The sequence below is a fragment of the Glycomyces arizonensis DSM 44726 genome, assembly GCF_000482705.1.
Classification (GTDB): Bacteria; Actinomycetota; Actinomycetes; order Mycobacteriales; family Micromonosporaceae; genus Glycomyces; species Glycomyces arizonensis.
Genome location: NZ_AXWO01000025.1, coordinates 48,320 through 64,136 on the forward strand (window position 1 = coordinate 48,320; position 15,817 = coordinate 64,136).

Consider the following 15,817-nt stretch of genomic DNA (forward strand, 5'->3'; position numbering starts at 1 on the left):
TGGTAGTGGCGAGTCATGGGGATCGATTCCGGCGCCGTGCGTTGAGCAGGGGGTACAAGGTCGACGAAGTGGACGCGTTCCTGGACCGCGTGGAGGCCACGCTCGCCGGTGAGCCCGTCGGCAGCCCTGTGACGGCCGACGAGGTCGACGACGTCGTCTTCCGCGTCCGTTTCGGCGGCTACGACGAGTGGCAGGTGGACGTCTACCTCGACCGGGTGGCGCGCCAGCTCGCCGAGCTCGAGGAGCGGGGCGTGCTCGGCACCGCTCCGGCTCCCGACTACGGCAAGCCCGACACCGCCGCCGTGCCCGCGCCGCCGGCCCAGCCCGGCCCCGGCCAACGTCGCAGCCCCGAGCCGGCCGCCCCGACGCAGGCCATCCCGGCCAGGGAGATGATGGCGGCCCGCGAGGCCGCCCCGCCGCCGCCGGTGCGCGAGCCCGCGGCCCGCAGCGCCAGAGCGGCCGCGCCGCCGCCCGACAACGAGGGCTTCGGCGATCTGCGCGGCGACGATGACGAGGGCTTCGGCTTCCTCGCCGGGCCGCCCGGCGACGACTACGACGACCCGTTCGCCAAGCCCAGGGGCGGCGCGCCCGACCCGGGCATGGCCCCGCAGGGCGATTTCGGGTCGCAGGGTGATTTCGGACCGCCCGGCGACTTCGGGCCTCCAGGCGACTTCGGGCCGCCCCGCGGCGCCGAACCGGCCGGTCCGCGCGGCGGCGACTACGGGCAGCCCCGGCGCGAGCCCGCCCCGCCGCACCCGCGCGCCGGATCGCCGATGCACGACGGGCCGCAGGCCGGCTCCTCGCCGCACGGCGCCACCGAGCAGCTGCCGCTGCAGTCCGACCCGCGCCGCGGCGGCTTCGGCCCCGACGTGCCCGCGGCGGGCGGCTTCGGGCCGCCGATGAACGACGACACCCAGGTGCAGCCCCCCATCGGCGGGGCGCCTCAGGGCCGCCGCGGGGTCTCCGATCCGCCGCCGGGATTCGGCGCCGCCTACGACGACGAGTTCTCCGACACCGGCCGCCGCTCGGCGATGCCTCCCGGACAGTCCTCGCAGCCGCCCATGCCGCCGCAGCAGTCGGGCCCGCCGACGGGGCCCATCCCGCAGGCCGGAGGCCCGCGCCAGTCGAGGCCGCAGCAGGGCATGCCGCCCGCGCCGCCCCCCACCGCCCCGATCCCGCAGCAGCAGAGCGACCCCTACGGTTCCCGGGGCCGCACCTACGGCGGCGGCTACCAGGCCGAACCCCCGGCGCAGCAGTACGACGGGTACGCCCCCGAGAGCCACGAGGACACCGGCTTCGGCCGCCGCGCCGCGCCGCCGAGCCCGCCGCCCCCCGCGGGCGGCTTCGGCCAGCAGGGCGGCCCCGCCCCCGCGGGCCAAGGCGACAATGGCGCGTTCGGCCCCCCCGCCGGGCACGGCGCACCGCCGCCGCCACCGCAGCAGCAGCCGCGCGGCGCGGTCTCGCCGCCGGACTTCGCGCGGCGCAACCCGTACGAGGGCCGCGGCGCGTTCGAGGCTCCCGGCCGCCACGGCCGCGAGGAGATGACCACCGAGATGCGGGCGTCGGACTCGCCGTTCACGCCCGACGACGTCCAGCGGCTCGAGCAGCTGCGCCGGGCCTTCCAGCCGCGGCGGTTCGGCTCGGGCTACGACCCGAGCCAGGTCGACCAGATGTTCGACGCGGTCTCCGCGGCGATGACGGGCCGCAACCCCGTGCCGCTGTCGGACCGCGAGCTCGACACCAGCCAGTTCTCGCTGGTGCAGGGCGGCTACTTCGAGGCCGAGGTGGACTCGGCGCTGCGCGAGGTCAGGGAGCTGTTCTCCAGGCGCGGCATGATGCACTGACATCACACGGGGGCGGGGCCGCGATCGCGGCCCCGCCCCCGTCGTGCTCCGTCTTGAAGGCCCTGCTGGGGCCTGCTGCAACCACGAACGGCGCTGTCCGGCCCGTTCGGCCTGCCCGAGACCGCGCTCGCTTGGTGTGAAGCCGCGTTGCCGGGACTCCCGGCTGCCTAGCGCAGCCCGGTCTTGCGCATCCAGGCGTCGACGGCCACGATCGCGACCAGGGTCGCGGCGGTGAGGACGATGAAGACGTCCTCGACGCGGCCGAGGTGGTTGCCGAACAGGAACGTCAGCACGATGGCCGCACCGATCAGCAGGGCGGTGTACATGGCCTTGCGGCTGGTGGGCTTGCGCTGCTCGGGGGCGAGAATCTGCTCTTCGGCTGCCATGTGGTCTCCTCCAACCAATGCGGTGATCGGTGACAGTCTCGCACGCCACAAGGACCGGCGTCGCGGCCCCGGCACGTGTGTGAGCTGTAAAGTTGAGGCACTGTCGACCGACTCCGGAAGGGTACCCGTGCGCATCACCGGTACTGGCCACGCCAGCATGTTCATCGAGACGGCCGCAGGATCGATCCTGTGCGACCCGTGGGTCAACCCCGCGTACTTCGCCTCCTGGTTCCCCTTCCCGGACAACTCGCAGCTCGACTGGGACACCCTCGGCCAGGCCGACTACCTCTACGTCTCGCACCTGCACCGCGACCACTTCGACGAGGAGAACCTCGCCAAGCGCATCAGCAAGGACACCACGGTCCTGCTGCCGGAGTACCCCACCGCCGAGCTGGAGTCGGAGCTGCGGGCCCTCGGCTTCCACAAGTTCATCAAGACCGTCTCCGAGGAGATCGTCGAGCTGCCCGGCGGCGTCAAGGTCATGATCCAGGCGCTGACCAGCCCCACCGACGGCCCGATCGGGGACTCCTCGCTGTGGGTCGAGGACGCCGACGGCACCCGCCTGCTCAACCAGAACGACGCCCGCCCCACCGACATGAGCGTCTTCCTCAAGCACGGCAAGATCCACGCCCACCTGCTCCAGTTCTCCGGCGCGATCTGGTTCCCGATGGTCTACGAGCTGCCCGACAACGCCAAGCGGGCGTTCGGGAAGCAGAAGCGCGAGCGCGGCTTCGACCGCTCCCTGCGCTACATCGACGACGTCGCCGGGGACTGGGTCTTCCCGATCGCGGGCCCGCCGTGCTTCCTCGACGACGAGCTGTACCAGTTCAACGACGTCTTCGGCGACGAGGGCAACATCTTCCCCGACCAGCTCGCCTACACCGACTGGCTCGAGCAGCAGGGGCACGACAAGAACATCGTCCTGCTGCCCGGCTCGGTGGCCGAGATCGGCACCGACGGCTCGGCGAACGTCACGCACCCGGTCGAGGACGTGCGCGAGTGGTTCGCGAACAAGAAGGCGCACCTCGACGCCTACCGGGAGCGCCAGCAAGGCCGCATCGCCGAGGAGAAGGCCTCGTGGTCGCACCCCGAGATCGACGTCCTGGAGACGCTGCGGGAGCGCATCGAACCGCTCATGAAGTCCGCCGAGCACATCGCCACCGGCATCGGCGGCCCGGTCCGGTTCGACCTGACGGCGCCGGACTCCGACGAGGTCGTCGAGTCGATCGTCTTCGACTTCCTGGAGCGCACGATCTACCCCGACGACGGGGGGAAGGTCCGCTACCGCTTCCGCACCGAGCGGCGCCTCATCGAGCACCTCCTGCACCTCCGCGAGGTCGACTGGGTCAACTCGCTGTTCCTGTCGTGCCGGTTCACCGCCGCGCGCATCGGCCAGTACAACGAGTACGTCTACGCGTTCTTCAAGTGCCTCTCCGAGGAGCGCCTCCAGTACGCCGAGGGCTGGTACGCCGAGCAGCGCCCCGACGACGAGGACATCACGATGCAGGGCTGGACGATGCAGCGCCGCTGCCCGCACCTGAAGGCCGACCTGTCGGTGTTCGGGAAGATCGACGACGGCGTGCTCACCTGCCAGATGCACGGCTGGAAGTGGAACCTGAAGTCCGGCAAGTGCATGACCAGCGTCGGGCACGACCTGCGCAGCGCACCGGCCGAGGACGCCGAGTAAGACCGAACGAGCGGGGCCGGGCGACACTCGGGTCGCCCGGCCCCGCTCGTCTTCCGCCGCCATAGGGGGCGCCCGCCGCCGTCAGGGCTCGATGCCGAAGTCCTTCATCATGGACTTGATCTGCGTCTTGTAGAACTCGTCGATGTTCCCCTGCACCGGCAGCGACCCGAAGGCCTCCATCGTGACCAGGCCGAAGACCCGGACCCAACCCGAAGTGAACGCGTAGACCCACGTCAGCGGCAGCTCGGCGCCGATGATGGCCCTGCCGCAGTTGTCCAGCAGCTCGCGCCTGAGCCCGTCGGACATCTCGGGCATCTCCACGGTGTCGAAGTCGAACCCCTCGCCCTCGGTCTGCCTGTAGAAGGCGGCCAGTTCCTGCCCGCACAGCTGGGAGTGCTCGAGGGACTTCCGCACCACCGGGTCGAGCTCCTCCAGCGGGACGTCGGCGACCTCGCCGCAGAGCGACAGCGCGTTCCGCTCCTCGCCTTCGGGCGCGCTCAGCATGAGCTCGAACTCGCGGCGGTGGCCGACGACCCAGGACCGGAACGTCCAGATCCAGGCCTTCATGCGATCGAGGTGGTTCTCGGGCGCGAACTCGTTCATCGCGTCGAGGCTGGCCGCGATGAGCTCGTCGTAGAAGTCGCAGCACAGGGCCTCGAGCAGCGAGTCGAGGCCGTCGAAGTACCGGTAGAGGGCGGCCGGCGAGACGCCGACCTCGCGGGCGATGGCGCGCAGCGAGATGCCGCTGGGGCCGTGCTCCAGCAGCTGGCCGCGGGCGCTGGCCTTGATCTCGCCGATGGTCTCGGCGCGCATCCGCTCCCGCCGGGTCGGGCCACCCGAGGTGTTCGAACTCACTGCACTCCTCTGCCACAAACTTGTTAACGGCGTTGACTCAACGATCGCCGTTAATTAGAGTAAACACCGTTAGCTAAATTTTCACTGCTCACAAGTCTACCGCTGCGAGGATCACCGACACCAGCGGTCGCGACCACCCTTCTATCGAAGTCCCGAGGAGAAGCACATGTATTCCCTGATAGGCCGCGCGACGATCAAAGCGCGGTGGCTCATCGTCGCAGGCGTCGCCGCGGTCTTCGCCATCGGCTCGACGTGGGGCCTGGGCGTCTTCGACGAGTTCACCGACGGCGGGTTCGTCTCGCCGGACGCGGACTCGGCGACCGATGCGGCGGCCATCGAAGCGGCGTTCGGCTCCACCGGCGCCGACGTCGTGGTCCTCTACGAGTCCGACGCGCTCACGGTCGACGACCCCGAGTTCCGCTCGGCCGTCTCCGGCGCCGTCGCCGACATCGCCGACCTCCCCGACGTCGAGACCGTCGCCTCCTACTACGACACCGGCGCCGAGACCTTCGTCGCGAACGACCGGCACGCCACCTTCGCCGCGGTCTCCCTCGGCGCCACCTCCGAGGACGAGAAGGCCGCCGCCTACGAATCGATCGAGGACGGCCTGCGCGAGGCCGGGGACACCGGCGGTCTCGACGTCTCCCTCGGCGGCGCCGCGGCGGTCGCCGCCGACATCAACACGCAGGTCCAAGAGGACCTCGCGCTCGCCGAGATGATCTCGATGCCGCTGCTGCTGGTCATCATGGTGGTCGTCTTCGGCGCGCTCGTCGCCGCCTCTCTGCCGCTGCTCATCGGCGGCATGGCGATCCTCGGCGGCTTCACCGTCACCCGCGTCATCGCCGAGTTCACCGACGTCTCGGTCTTCGCGGCCAACGTCATCACCATCATCGGCCTGGGCATGTCCATCGACTACGCCCTGTTCGTGCTCAGGCGGTTCAGGGAGGAACTGGCCGCCGGACGCGACAAGCGCTCGGCGGTGCTCGGCACCGTGGCCACGGCCGGGCGCACCGTCATGGTCTCCGGGCTCATCATCGTCCTGTCGATGGGCGGCCTCCTGCTGGTCGACGTGCCCTTCCTGCACGGCATCGCCTACGGGGTCATGTCCGCCGTGGGCGTCGCCATGCTCTCGGCCCTGGTGGTCCTGCCCGCGATCCTGTACCTGCTCGGCCACCGGGTCGACAAGGGCCGCCTGATCCGCCGCCGCAACCGCGAGGCGAGGCCGGACACCGGCTTCTGGCACGCCCTGGCCTCGGGCGTCATGCGCCGCCCGGTGCTCGTCATCCTGCCGGTGGTCGCCTTCATGGCGCTGCTCGCGAGCCCCGCGCTGGACATCGGGTTCGGCGGCGTCGACGAGCGCGACATGCCCGAGGACGCCGAGTCGCGCGTGGTCACCGAGACGATCGCGGCCGACTTCCCCGGCGGCGGCGTCGAGACCTTCGACGTCATGGTCTCCGGCGGGGGAGAGGCGGCCCTGGCCGAGGTCATGCAGACTCTGGAGGGCCTCGACCACGTCGAGGGCGTCGTCCCGGTGAACGCCGACGATGACGCGACGCTCCTCCAGGTCCGCTACGACGTCGACCCCTTCAGCGCCGAGTCGCGCGAGCTGATCGAAGAGACCCGCGACATCGACGTGGCCGGGACCGAGCTGTTCGTCACCGGCGGCGCCTCGGACCTGGTGGACATGTTCGACGCGATCGCCGACGGCCTGCCGGCGATGATCGGCTACATCGTGGCCGTCACCGTGATCATGCTGTTCCTGGCGTTCGGCTCGATCGTCCTGCCGATCAAGGCGGTCCTGATGAACTTCGTGTCGCTGGCCGCGGCGATCGGCGTCGTGGTGTGGGTCTTCCAGGAAGGACACCTGTCCGGAGCCCTGGGCTTCACCGCCTCGGGTTTCTTGAACCCGTCGAACCTGCTGCTCATGGTGGTGCTGCTGTTCGCCCTCTCGACCGACTACGAGGTCTTCCTGCTCTCGCGGATCCGCGAGGAGTGGGACAACGGGGCCGACAACCGCACCGCCGTCATGCGCGGCATGCAGAACACCGGCTCGATCATCACGGCCGCGGCACTCATCCTCATCGTCGTGGTGGGCGCCTTCGCCACCGGCGGCATCACCTTCATGAAGATGATCGGCGTCGGCATGGCCGTGGCGATCTTCCTGGACGCCACCGTGGTGCGGATGCTCCTGGTGCCGGCCACGATGCGGCTGCTGGGCCGCGCGAACTGGTGGGTGCCGGGCCCCCTGGCCCGCCTGTACTCCAAGTACGGCCTGAAGGAGACCGACGAGGCGCCGGCTCCGCCCGCGCAGCGGAAGGTCCCCGCCGAAGTCTGACCGACAGGGAAACCCGCGGCCCGTCCCGGCCTCGCAAGGCGCCGGGGCGGGCCATTCCGCTGCAATGAATGATTCGTCAGTTGATCAGAGTTGCAGATGACCGTTTTATTCGGCAAGCGATACCAAAGATATACAGGAATTTAAGTTGAGCCATTGACATTTAGGCAAGCGGTTGCATAGCCTGGTGTGATTCGGACCCAACCCCCCGCCGAAAGGCCTCAAGACTCTATGACCGACAACGAAGTCGCAGTTGCGCCCGCCTCACGGCGCAGCACCGGCGCACCGCCGGGACCAACGGCGACATCAGACTCCACGCGAGGCAGGCGGAGCCGCAAAGGGCTCCGCAAATCCGCCAGCCGCCGCCAGAGCTGGGCCGCGCTGAGCTTCCTTGCGCCCTTCCTCGTCGGCCTGCTCGTCATCACCGTCGGGCCGATGATCGCCTCGCTGTACCTGTCCTTCACCGACTACAGCCTCATCGGCGACGCCAACTGGATCGGCCTGGACAACTACGAGCGGATGCTCGACGACGACCGGCTGCTGGCCTCGATCGGGGTCACCGTCCGGTACGTCTTCATCTCGGTGCCCCTCCAACTGGCGATGGCGCTCGGTCTGGCGATGGTGCTCGACAAGGGCGTGCGCGGCCTGCCGATCTACCGCTCGATCTTCTACCTGCCCTCGCTGCTCGGCGGCTCGGTGGCCATCGCCATCATGTGGCGCCAGATCTTCGGCACCGAAGGCCTGGTCAACCAGGTCCTCGCCCTCTTCGACATCCAGGGCCAGGGCTGGATCTCCAACCCCGACTACGCCCTCGACACGCTGATCCTGCTCAACGTGTGGACCTTCGGCTCGCCCATGGTCATCTTCCTGGCCGGGCTGCGCCAGATCCCCGCCATGTACTACGAGGCCGCCAGGGTCGACGGCGCCGGACCGGCGCGGCGCTTCTTCAGCGTCACCATCCCGCTGCTGACCCCCATCATCTTCTTCAACCTGGTGCTCCAGATCATCAACGCGTTCCAGGCGTTCACGCAGGCGTTCATCGTCTCGGGCGGCAAGGGCGGACCGGCGGACTCCACGCTGTTCTACACGCTCTACCTCTACGACCGCGGGTTCACGGCCTTCGACATGGGCTATGCCTCGGCCCTCGCCTGGCTCCTGCTCCTGATCATCGGCCTGTTCACGGCCCTCAACTTCCTGATGTCGAAATTCTGGGTGTTCTATGGCGACTGAGACTCTGACCCCCGCCCCGACCCGGCGCCGCCAGCGGCCGCGCAGGGACTTGGGAGCGCTGCGCCGCCTGCTGATCCACTTGGCGCTCATCGCCTTCGCGATGATCATGATCTACCCGCTGCTGTGGATGCTCTCGGCCTCGTTCAAGCCGATCGACGAGATCTTCTCCGACCCGAGCCTGATCCCCTCGCACATCGAGTGGCGGCACTACGTCGACGGCTGGACCGCCCTGCCGCTCCCGTTCCACCGCTACATCTTCAACTCGATGGTGATCGTGGCCGGGTCGATCATCGGCAACCTGGTCTCCTGCTCCATGGCCGCCTACGCCTTCGCGAGACTGCGGTTCCCGCTCAAGGGCATGCTGTTCGCGATCATGCTGGCCACGATCATGCTGCCCATCCACGTCGTGATCATCCCGCAGTACATCCTGTTCAACAACTTCGGATGGATCGACACCTTCTGGCCGTTGATCGTGCCGAAGCTGCTGGCCACCGACGCCTTCTTCATCTTCCTGATGGTGCAGTTCATCCGCGGCCTGCCGCGCGAGCTGGACGAGGCGAGCCAGATCGACGGGTGCAGCTACTGGGGCACCTTCCTGCGCGTGATCATGCCGCTGTGCACGCCCGCGCTGGCCACCACCGCCATCTTCACGTTCATCTGGACGTGGAACGACTTCTACTCGCAGCTGATCTACATCCGCGACATCGACCTGCAGACCGTGCCACTGGCATTGCGGCTATTCCTCGACGCCCAAGGACAGTCGTCCTGGGGCTCCCTCTTCGCGATGTCCATCGTGGCACTGGGCCCGATCTTCGGGTTCTTCCTCGCCGGTCAGCGGTACCTCATCCGAGGCATCGCCACCACCGGCATCAAATAACACGGCAACAACGATCATCCTCCTGAAAGGATGGAGAAGATGAAGCACACCAACCCCTCGGGCCTGAGTCGGCGTACGCTCGCCAAGGCCGGCCTGTTCGGAGCCGCCGCGGCTCCGCTGCTGGCCGCCTGCGGCAAGGACGAAGGCGAATCCGGGGAACTGACGATGATGTGGTGGGGCTCGGAAGACCGCCACGAATACACCCGCAAGATCATCGCGGCCTTCGAGAAGGCCAACGACGGGGTCAGCATCGAGGAGTCCGTCGCCGAATGGGGCGGCTACTGGGACGCCCTCAACGTCTCGGTCTCGGGTGGCAACACCCCCGACGTGATGCAGCACGAGGAGCGCTACCTGCGTGAATACGCCGAACGCGACACCCTCCTCGCGCTCGACGACATCGGCATCGACTTCTCGAACCTCGACCCCGCGGTGCTGTCCGGCGGCCAGCTGGACGGCAAGACCTACGGGATCGGCACGGGCGTCAACGCGCTCTGCCTGCTGCTCAACCCGGCGATCGTCGAAGAGGCCGGCCTGGAGGTCCCCGACGACAAGACCTGGTCGTGGGCCGACTTCGCCGCGTTCGTCACCGAGATCTCCTCCAAGACCGACAAGGTCGGGAACTCGGCCGTCTCGTTCAACAACGAGGCGCTGTTCAACATCTTCGCCCGCCAGAAGGGCGAGAGCCTCTACACCCCGGAGGGGGCCCTCGGCTTCACCCCCGAGACCATGACCGAGTGGTGGACGATGGTCACCGACCTGCTGGCCGCCGAGGCGATCCCGTCGGCGGAGGCGATCGTCGAGAGCGCCGCCGCCGGCAAGGACCAGTCCCCCCTGGCCACCGGCACCGGCGCCAGCGAGTTCTACTGGACCAACCAGGTCGGCGGGCTCGAAGAGCTCGTCGGCAGCGAACTGCTGCTCCTGCGCGTCCCCGGCGAGACCTCCGGCCCCCAGCCGGGCCTCTACCTCAAGCCCGCGATGTTCTGGGCCGCCGGAGCCGACACCAACGACAAGGAGACGGTCGGGAAGCTGATCGACTTCCTGCTCAACAGCGACGAGTCGATCGACCTCACGCTCACCGACCGCGGCCTGCCGGCCAACCTCGAGCAGCGCGAGCGGATCCTGCCGGACCTGCCCGACGCCGACAAGCGGGGCGCCGACTTCATCACCGAGCTCACCCCCGACCTGGTGGAGGGCCCCCCGGTGCCGCCGATCGGCGCCGGCCAGATCCCCGACATCATGCTGCGGGTCTACGAGCCGCTCCTGTTCGGCGACCTCACTCCCGAGACCGCCACCGAGCAGTTCCTGTCCGAGGCCGAATCCGCCATCGGTTAAGCGCACACGGCGGCGGGGAGGCCCGGCCCTCCCCGCCGCCCTCAATCCTTGGGACTGATCGCCTTGATGCCGGCGTCAGCGGCGGCGACGGCGAGCCGATCGTCGTACGTCACCAGGCCGGACAGGTCCTCCGCGACGAGCCTGGCGGTCGCGAGGTGGATGGCGTCCAGCGAGCGGAGACCCGGTATCACCAGGCCTCCGTCTCGCGCATATCGGCGAGGGTCCCCGAGAGCTGGTTAGCGCCGTCGCCCTCCCGCATCCGGGGACGGAAGGCGGGGCGCGAGGCTCTGCGCAGTCGGCCTGCCGATTCGAGGCGGTCGAGAACGGGCATGAGTTCGCACGCTGGCACCGGCACCAGTCGAGCGATGGTGCGGCCGTACTCGGTCACATCGAGGGTCTCACCGCCGCGCACGCGGCTGAGTACCTCGTTGGTGTTGTGGCGAAGTTCGCGCATGCCGATCGCGTGCTCATGGAGTATCGCCATACGCCAAATGTAATACAAATTTGTGACACAAAGCGGTGGCATTCCGTGCCCAGAGCGGTACAGGACCGCTTCACCGGTGCGACCGCGATGCCGCATGCCCCGTACAATGGACAGGTGACCAGCCAGTTCGTTCTCACGCTCTCGTGCCCCGACCGTCTCGGCATCGTCTACGCGGTCTCGGGGTTTCTGACCCGCCGCAACGCCAACATCGAGGACTCGCAGCAGTTCTCCGAGCACGGCTCCGGACGGTTCTTCATGAGAGTCGAGTTCAAGACCGAAGGCACCCGCGCCGACCTGGCCGTCGGCTTCGCCGAGATCGCCCGCGAGTTCGACATGGACTGGCAGCTGCACGACCGGGCCGTCAAGCCGCGCGTCCTCATCATGGCCTCCAAGCAGGGCCACTGCCTCAACGACCTGCTGTACCGCTTCCGGATCGGCGCCATGCACGGCGAGGCCGCCGCCGTGGTCTCCAACCACCCCGACTGGGCCGACCTGGCCGCCTCCTCGGGCGTCCCGTTCCACTACCTGCCGGTCGGTCCCGAGGGGAAGGCCGCCCAGGAGCAGCGCCTGCTCGAACTCATCGAGTCCGAAGGCATCGACGTGGTCGTCCTGGCCCGCTACATGCAGATCCTCTCCTCGGAGTTCTGCGCCAAGCTGCCGGGGCGGATCATCAACATCCACCACTCGTTCCTGCCCAGCTTCAAGGGCGCCAAGCCCTACCACCAGGCGCACGCCCGCGGCGTCAAGCTCATCGGCGCCACCTGCCACTACGTCACCGCCGACCTCGACGAGGGCCCGATCATCGAGCAGGAGGCCGCCCGCGTCGACCACGCGATGGGCCCCGAGGACCTCGTGGCCGCCGGGCGTGACCTCGAATCGACCTGCCTGGCCCGCGGCCTCGCCGCCCACCTCGACGACCGCATCCTCCTCAGCGGTACCAAGACGGTGGTTTTTCGCTAGCGCGCCGTAGCACATAATGGCCCGGTGACCGACATTCGCGAGATCGTGCTCCTGGGCTCCACCGGCTCCATCGGCACGCAGGTGATAGACATCGTCCGCGCCAATCCGGACCGGTTCCGCATCGTCGCCCTCGGCGCGGGCGGCTCCAGGCCCGCCCTGCTCGCCGAGCAGGCGATCGAGCTGGGCGTCGAGGCCGTCGCCGTCGCCGACGCCACGGCCGTCGAGGACGTCCAGCTGCGGCTGTTCGCCGCCGCCACCGAGCGCGGCTGGACCTCCGGCGACGCCCGCATCCCGAAGCTCGTCGCCGGGCGCTCGGCCATGGCCGAGCTCGCCACCTGGGACGCCGACACCGTCCTCAACGCCATGGACGGCTCCATCGGCCTCGAACCCACGCTCGCCGCCCTCAAGGCCGGGCGCCATCTCGCCCTCGCCAACAAGGAGTCCCTGGTGGCCGGCGGCCCGCTGGTCCGCGAGATCGCCAAGCCCGGGCAGATCTCCCCGGTCGACTCCGAGCACTCCGCGCTCGCCCAGTGCCTGCGCTCGGGCACCGCCGAACGCGTCGCGAAGCTCGTCCTCACCGCCTCCGGCGGCCCCTTCCGCGGCAGGAGTCGCGACCAGCTCGCCGACGTCACGCTCGATGACGCCCTCGCCCACCCCACCTGGGACATGGGCCCGGTCGTCACCATCAACTCCGCCACCATGGTGAACAAGTCGCTGGAGATCATCGAGGCCCACGAGCTGTTCGGCGTCGACTACGACCGCATCGGCGTCGTCGTCCACCCCCAGTCCGTCATCCACTCCATGGTCGAGTTCACCGACGGCTCCACCATCGCCCAGGCCTCCCCGCCCGACATGCGCCTGCCCATCGCCCACGCTCTGGCCTGGCCCGACCGCGTCCCCGGCGCCGCCCGGCCCGTCGACTGGACGAAGGCCAACGACTGGCACTTCGAGCCGCTCGACGAGACCGCCTTCCCCGCCGTGGCCATCGCCAAGGACGCCGGGAAGGCCGGAGGCGTCCACCCCGCGCTGTTCAACGCCGCCAACGAGGAGGCCGTGGCCGCCTTCCGCGACGGGCGCCTGCCGTTCCTCGGCATCGTCGACACCGTCGCGGCCGTCCTCGGCGCCGCGCCGGACTTCGGTCGACCAGGCAGTGTCGCAGACGTACTCGAGGCCGAGAGTTGGGCGCGCTCGTGCGCGCGCCAGCTAGTGTTGGACGCGTCGAACCGATAGAAGGAGTCACGACTTGCTGGCCTACACCACCGGGATCATCCTGTTCGCGCTGGCGATCCTCATCTCAGTGAGCCTGCACGAGTTCGGCCACATGCTGACCGCCAAGGGCTTCAAGATGAAGGTCACCCGGTACTTCGTCGGCTTCGGCCCCACCCTGTGGTCCTTCCGCAGAGGCGAGACCGAGTACGGCGTCAAGGGCATCCCGCTGGGCGGCTTCGTCAAGATCGTCGGCATGACCCCCCTCGAAGAGGAGGAGGAAGAGGTCACCGAGGCCGACAAGCACCGCGTCTTCTGGCGCAAGCCCCTGTGGCAGCGCACCATCGTGCTCGCCGCCGGCTCGGTCACCCACTTCGTCCTCGGATTCGCGGTGCTGTGGATCCTCGTCTCCTTCGTCGGCATCGCCAACCCCGAGCGCGCCGAGGCCTACGAGGCGTCCCAGGAGACCGCCACCGTCGACGTCGCCGAGTGCATCCCGCCCGACGACGCCACCATCGACTTCACCTGCTCGGCCGCCGACGAGCCGACCCCGGCCCGCGAGGCCGGGATGCAGGACGGCGACCGGATCACCGCGGCCGCGGGCCAGCCGGTCACCGACTGGGACTCCCTCGTCGCCGCCGTCGCCGACCTGCCCCCAGGCGAGCCGATCGAGGTCACCGTCGAACGCGACGGCACCGAGCACGACCTCCAGGTCACCCCCTACGCCGCCGAAGTCGAGCAGACCGACGGCACCACCGAGACCGTCGCCCGCCTCGGCGTCTCGGTCTACCTCGACCCCGCGATCCCGGCCACCGTCACCTCCGGGCCGATCCAGGGCATCGGCGACACCTTCTCCTACACCGGCGACATGTTCCGCGAGACCTTCGTCGCGCTCGCCGACCTGCCCTCCAAGATCCCGCCGCTGTGGGACTCCATCTGGGGCGGCGAGCGCGGCGACGACACCCCCGTCAGCGTCGTGGGGGCCTCGCGCCTCGGCGGCGAGATGGTCCAGTACGACCAGTGGGCCATGTTCTTCATGCTCCTGGTGGTCCTGAACTACTTCATCGGCGTGTTCAACCTGCTGCCGCTGCTGCCGATGGACGGCGGGCACATCGCCATCGCCTGGTACGAGAAGGTCCGGTCGTGGTTCGCCGCCAGGCGCGGCAAGCCCGACCCGGGCCGAGTGGACTACTTGAAGTTGATGCCGCTGACTTACGCTGTGATCATCGTGCTCGGCGGGTTCATGCTGCTGACGATCACCGCCGACATAGTCAACCCGATCACGATCTTCAATTAGCCGTCGCTATCAGGTGGAGACTAGCGCTATGACTGCTGTGAACCTCGGTATCCCGACCACCCGCCCCGCCCCCGAACCGCTCGCCCCCCGCCGCCAGACCCGGCAGTTGAACGTGGGCGGCGTGCTGGTCGGCGGCGGCGCCCCCGTCAGCGTCCAGTCGATGACCACGACCAAGACCGCCGACATCGGCGCCACGCTCCAGCAGATCGCCGAGCTCACCGCCACCGGCTGCCAGATCGTCCGCGTCGCCTGCCCGACGCAGGACGACGCCGACGCGCTGCCGGTCATCGCCAAGAAGTCGCAGATCCCCGTGATCGCCGACATCCACTTCCAGCCGAAGTACGTCTTCGCCGCGATCGAGGCCGGGTGCGCCGCCGTGCGCGTCAACCCCGGCAACATCAAGAAGTTCGACGACAAGGTCGGCGAGATCGCGGCCGCCGCGAAGGCGGCCGGGACGCCGATCCGCATCGGCGTCAACGCGGGGTCGCTCGACAAGCGGCTGCTCGCCAAGCACGGCAAGGCCACGCCCGAGGCGCTGGTCGAGTCGGCGCTGTGGGAGGCCTCGCTGTTCGAGGAGCACGACTTCCGCGACATCAAGATCTCGGTCAAGCACAACGACCCGGTCGTCATGGTCAAGGCCTACCGGCTCCTGTCCGAGCAGTGCGACTACCCGCTGCACCTCGGGGTCACCGAGGCCGGACCGGCGTTCCAAGGGACGATCAAGTCCGCGGCCGCCTTCGGCGCGCTCCTGTCCGAGGGCATCGGCGACACCATCCGCGTCTCCCTCTCGGCCCCGCCGGTCGAGGAGGTCAAGGTCGGCAACCAGATCCTGGAGTCCCTCGGCCTGAAGGAGCGCGGCCTGGAGATCGTCTCGTGCCCCTCGTGCGGGCGGGCCCAGGTCGACGTCTACACGCTCGCCGAGCAGGTCACCGCCGGGCTCGAAGGGCTGCCGGTCCCGCTGCGCGTGGCCGTCATGGGCTGCGTCGTCAACGGCCCCGGCGAGGCCCGCGAGGCCGACCTCGGCGTCGCCAGCGGCAACGGCAAGGGCCAGATCTTCGTCAAAGGCGAGGTCATCCGCACCGTGCCCGAGTCGCAGATCGTCGAGACCCTCATCGAGGAGGCCGTCCGCCTCGCCGACGAGATGGGCGCCGAACTCCCCGAGGAGCTGAGGGAACTGGCCGGTCCGGTCGTTCAGGTCCACTGACTGTCGGATTCGTGACTTACGCCTGTGCCTCGTTGTCGTTACGCTGATATTGAGGCGCAGGTCACGACATCTCCTGGCATCGAAAAACCGACAAGTCAACCCATACTTGCCGGAATTTCCCGT

14 protein-coding genes are annotated in these 15,817 nt (G+C 69.0%); 10 read left to right on the forward strand and 4 right to left on the reverse strand.

Features of this window, described 5'->3' with window-relative positions:
• Positions 1–5: 5 nt before the first annotated feature.
• Positions 6–1,844 carry a DivIVA domain-containing protein gene (locus H613_RS31755; protein WP_281171198.1) on the forward strand — a complete coding sequence of 613 codons (1,839 nt, stop codon included), beginning with the start codon at positions 6–8 and terminating at the stop codon, positions 1,842–1,844.
• Positions 1,845–2,011: 167 nt separating this feature from the next.
• Here H613_RS31755 and H613_RS31480 read toward each other — a convergent pair whose 3' ends face one another.
• Positions 2,012–2,230 carry a DUF2631 domain-containing protein gene (locus H613_RS31480; protein ID WP_026924596.1) on the reverse strand — a complete coding sequence of 73 codons (219 nt, stop codon included), beginning with the start codon at positions 2,228–2,230 and terminating at the stop codon, positions 2,012–2,014.
• A 133-nt stretch (positions 2,231–2,363) separates the two neighbouring features.
• Here H613_RS31480 and H613_RS0115995 point away from each other — a divergent pair, with 133 nt between their 5' ends.
• Entirely contained in the window at positions 2,364–3,917 is a 1,554-nt protein-coding gene (locus H613_RS0115995; RefSeq protein ID WP_342673020.1) for a Rieske 2Fe-2S domain-containing protein, read from the forward strand.
• Positions 3,918–3,998: 81 nt separating this feature from the next.
• Here the strand turns inward: H613_RS0115995 and H613_RS29360 are convergent, their stop codons facing one another.
• Positions 3,999–4,772 (reverse strand): TetR/AcrR family transcriptional regulator, encoded by a 774-nt coding sequence (locus tag H613_RS29360; protein WP_156926071.1) that lies wholly within the window; start codon positions 4,770–4,772, stop codon positions 3,999–4,001.
• 166 nt (positions 4,773–4,938) lie between these two features.
• On the opposite strand from H613_RS29360, the gene H613_RS0116005 reads away from it, so the two are divergent.
• The 4 genes from H613_RS0116005 to H613_RS0116020 all read left to right on the forward strand — a co-directional run bounded on the left by H613_RS0116005 (position 4,939) and on the right by H613_RS0116020 (position 10,543).
• Positions 4,939–7,107, forward strand: a complete 2,169-nt coding sequence (locus H613_RS0116005) for an MMPL family transporter (RefSeq protein ID WP_026924598.1) — start codon at positions 4,939–4,941, stop codon at positions 7,105–7,107.
• Positions 7,108–7,335: 228 nt separating this feature from the next.
• The gene (locus tag H613_RS0116010; RefSeq protein ID WP_026924599.1) at positions 7,336–8,334 is read left to right on the forward strand and encodes a carbohydrate ABC transporter permease; all 999 of its coding nucleotides are present in this window, start codon (positions 7,336–7,338) and stop codon (positions 8,332–8,334) included.
• Entirely contained in the window at positions 8,324–9,211 is an 888-nt protein-coding gene (locus tag H613_RS0116015) for a carbohydrate ABC transporter permease (protein WP_026924600.1), read from the forward strand. The genes H613_RS0116010 and H613_RS0116015 overlap by 11 nt, the downstream gene beginning before the upstream one ends.
• A 39-nt stretch (positions 9,212–9,250) precedes the next feature.
• Entirely contained in the window at positions 9,251–10,543 is a 1,293-nt protein-coding gene (locus tag H613_RS0116020) for an ABC transporter substrate-binding protein (protein WP_026924601.1), read from the forward strand.
• A gap of 41 nt (positions 10,544–10,584) precedes the next feature.
• Here the strand turns inward: H613_RS0116020 and H613_RS30985 are convergent, their stop codons facing one another.
• On the reverse strand, positions 10,585–10,734 hold the full coding sequence (locus H613_RS30985; protein ID WP_156926072.1) for a PIN domain-containing protein: 150 nt from the start codon (positions 10,732–10,734) through the stop codon (positions 10,585–10,587).
• Positions 10,731–11,027 (reverse strand): type II toxin-antitoxin system Phd/YefM family antitoxin, encoded by a 297-nt coding sequence (locus H613_RS0116030; protein ID WP_035738321.1) that lies wholly within the window; start codon positions 11,025–11,027, stop codon positions 10,731–10,733. The genes H613_RS30985 and H613_RS0116030 overlap by 4 nt, the downstream gene beginning before the upstream one ends.
• Before the next feature lie 87 nt (positions 11,028–11,114).
• On the opposite strand from H613_RS0116030, the gene purU reads away from it, so the two are divergent.
• Genes purU through ispG form a run of 4 tightly spaced genes read left to right on the forward strand, consistent with a single transcriptional unit; the run spans position 11,115 to position 15,694 of the window.
• A complete protein-coding gene (gene purU / locus H613_RS0116035) occupies positions 11,115–11,987 on the forward strand; it encodes a formyltetrahydrofolate deformylase (RefSeq protein ID WP_051393422.1) in 873 nt (290 codons plus the stop codon).
• 24 nt (positions 11,988–12,011) lie between these two features.
• Positions 12,012–13,217, forward strand: coding sequence for a 1-deoxy-D-xylulose-5-phosphate reductoisomerase (gene dxr / locus H613_RS0116040; protein WP_026924604.1), 1,206 nt, complete (start codon positions 12,012–12,014; stop codon positions 13,215–13,217).
• Between the two features lie 16 nt (positions 13,218–13,233).
• Positions 13,234–14,490 carry a site-2 protease family protein gene (locus H613_RS0116045; protein ID WP_026924605.1) on the forward strand — a complete coding sequence of 419 codons (1,257 nt, stop codon included), beginning with the start codon at positions 13,234–13,236 and terminating at the stop codon, positions 14,488–14,490.
• Positions 14,491–14,518: 28 nt separating this feature from the next.
• Positions 14,519–15,694, forward strand: a complete 1,176-nt coding sequence (gene ispG / locus H613_RS0116050) for a flavodoxin-dependent (E)-4-hydroxy-3-methylbut-2-enyl-diphosphate synthase (protein WP_026924606.1) — start codon at positions 14,519–14,521, stop codon at positions 15,692–15,694.
• Positions 15,695–15,817: the final 123 nt, after the last annotated feature.